General features: G+C 77.8%; 1 protein-coding gene and 1 pseudogene. Both read right to left on the bottom strand.

The window, feature by feature from the left end; all coding sequences use genetic code 11:
* Positions 1-633, bottom strand: a pseudogene (locus SSNG_RS32240) (response regulator transcription factor); the annotation flags it as partial.
* The coding region (locus SSNG_RS32235) for a histidine kinase (RefSeq protein ID WP_042802506.1) at positions 630-1,771 on the bottom strand (1,142 nt) is incomplete at its 5' end. The pseudogene SSNG_RS32240 and the gene SSNG_RS32235, both read right to left, overlap by 4 nt.

The following is a 1,771-nucleotide window of genomic DNA, read 5'->3' as shown; positions in this document are numbered from 1 at the left end:
CCGCCGCCGCGGCCCGGTTGTCGACGCCGAGGCGCGCGAGGATCGAGCTGACGTGGGCCTTCACCGTGCCCTCCGCGAGCCCCAGGCGGCGCGCGACCTGGCCGTTGGAGAACCCGCTGCCGAGGTACCCGAGCACCTCCCGCTCGCGGCCGGTCAGGGCCTCGACCTTGGCCCGCGCCGCGGAGCGGCGGGCGGCGGCGGCTCCCGCGCCGCCCGCCGCCAGGTGGGCGACGACCCGGGCCGCGACCTTCGGTGACAGGTAGGCGGCGCCGTCGGCGACGGCCCGGACGCCGGCGATCAGCTCCTCCGGTTCCCCGGACTTGATCAGGAAGCCGGCAGCGCCCTCGCCCAGGGCCCGCAGGATGTACTCGTCCTCGCCGAAGGTCGTCAGCATCACGACTCCCCGTCCCGGGGACGGTCCTGCGTATCTCGGCGGCGGCTTCCAGACCGCCGGTTCCGGGGCATCCGGATGTCGAGGACCGCCACGTGCGGGCGGTGGGAGCGCACGAGTTCCACCGCCCGCCGGCCGTCGGCGGCCTCCGCGACCACGGTGATGCCCGGATCGGTGGCGAGGACCGCGCGGACGCCCGCGCGGACCATGGGTTCGTCGTCGGCGATCAGGATCCGGATCATCGGACGTCCTTCCCGGTGTACTCGTCGGTGGAGACCAGGCGCCCGGCCCGGAAGCAAAGGCGGTAGACGTCCCCCGAGTGGTCGTCGAACGGGTCGGCGGTCCGTACGTAGAACTCGCAGACCGCGTCCCGTGGTTCGGGCGTGGGGGCCGCGGGGCGGCGGGTCGTCTGGCGTTCGGGCAGGTACCGCGCCACCTCCGCCCGCGGCTGCCCCGCGTACAGGCGGGCGTAGTCGGCGGGCGCGAGGACCGACTGCCGTGCCGTGACGGTGTCCCACGCGCGCACCGCGCCGATCAGCAGGGCGCAGGTGCACAGCGGTACGAGCACGCCCGCTGCGGCGGTACGGCCCAACCGGCGACGGGCCGTCCGGTGCTCGGGGGGCAGTGCGCCGGCGGGCCGGGCGGGCGCCGGGGGCGGCACGGTCCCCGGGCGGTGCGGCAGCGAGGCGCGTACGGCGAAACCGTCGCCGGCGGGACCGCAGGTGAAGGTGCCGCCGGCCAGCCGGACGCGTTCGTCCAGGCCGATGAGGCCGAAGCGGTGCTCCTCCCCGCTCGCCGGGGCCCCGGCGGCTGCGGCCGGGGCGGGCCGGGCGGTCCGGCTCCGGGGCCGCTCGGCGGCACCGGGCACCGGGTGGTCGGTCACGGTGACCTCGGTCCGGTCCCCGGTGTGGCGGACGAGGACGGTCGCACGGTGCCCGGGGGCGTGCTTGGCGACGTTCGTCAGGGCCTCCTGGACGACCCGGTGCACGGCCCGCCCGACGGCGGGGGGCGTCGCGCCGCCGCCGTCCGGCCCGGTGCCGTCCGGTACGCCCTCCCCGACGCCCTCCACGCTCAGCCGCGCATCCAGGCCCGCGGCGGCGGCCCGGGCCACCAGCCCCTCGACCTCTGCCAGACCGGCGGCCGGCCCGGAGCCCGGCGCCGGCTCCGACGGCTCGCGCAGGACCCCGATCACCTCCCCGAGGCGGTCCACGGCGGCGCCCGCCCTGGCCCGGATGTCCTGGGCGGCGGCCCGGTGCCGGTCCGGCAGCCCGGGGGCGAGCTTCAGCGCCCCCGCCGACAGGGCGATGTGGTTGATTTCGTGGCCGAGGAGGTCGTGCATGTCCTGCGCGATGCGGGTCCGTTCGCGCAGCCGGGCCTGTT

The sequence above is a fragment of the Streptomyces sp. C genome, from assembly GCF_000158895.1.
GTDB classification, from domain to species: Bacteria; Actinomycetota; Actinomycetes; order Streptomycetales; family Streptomycetaceae; genus Streptomyces; species Streptomyces racemochromogenes.
This window is presented reverse-complemented; position numbering and strand designations above follow the sequence as displayed.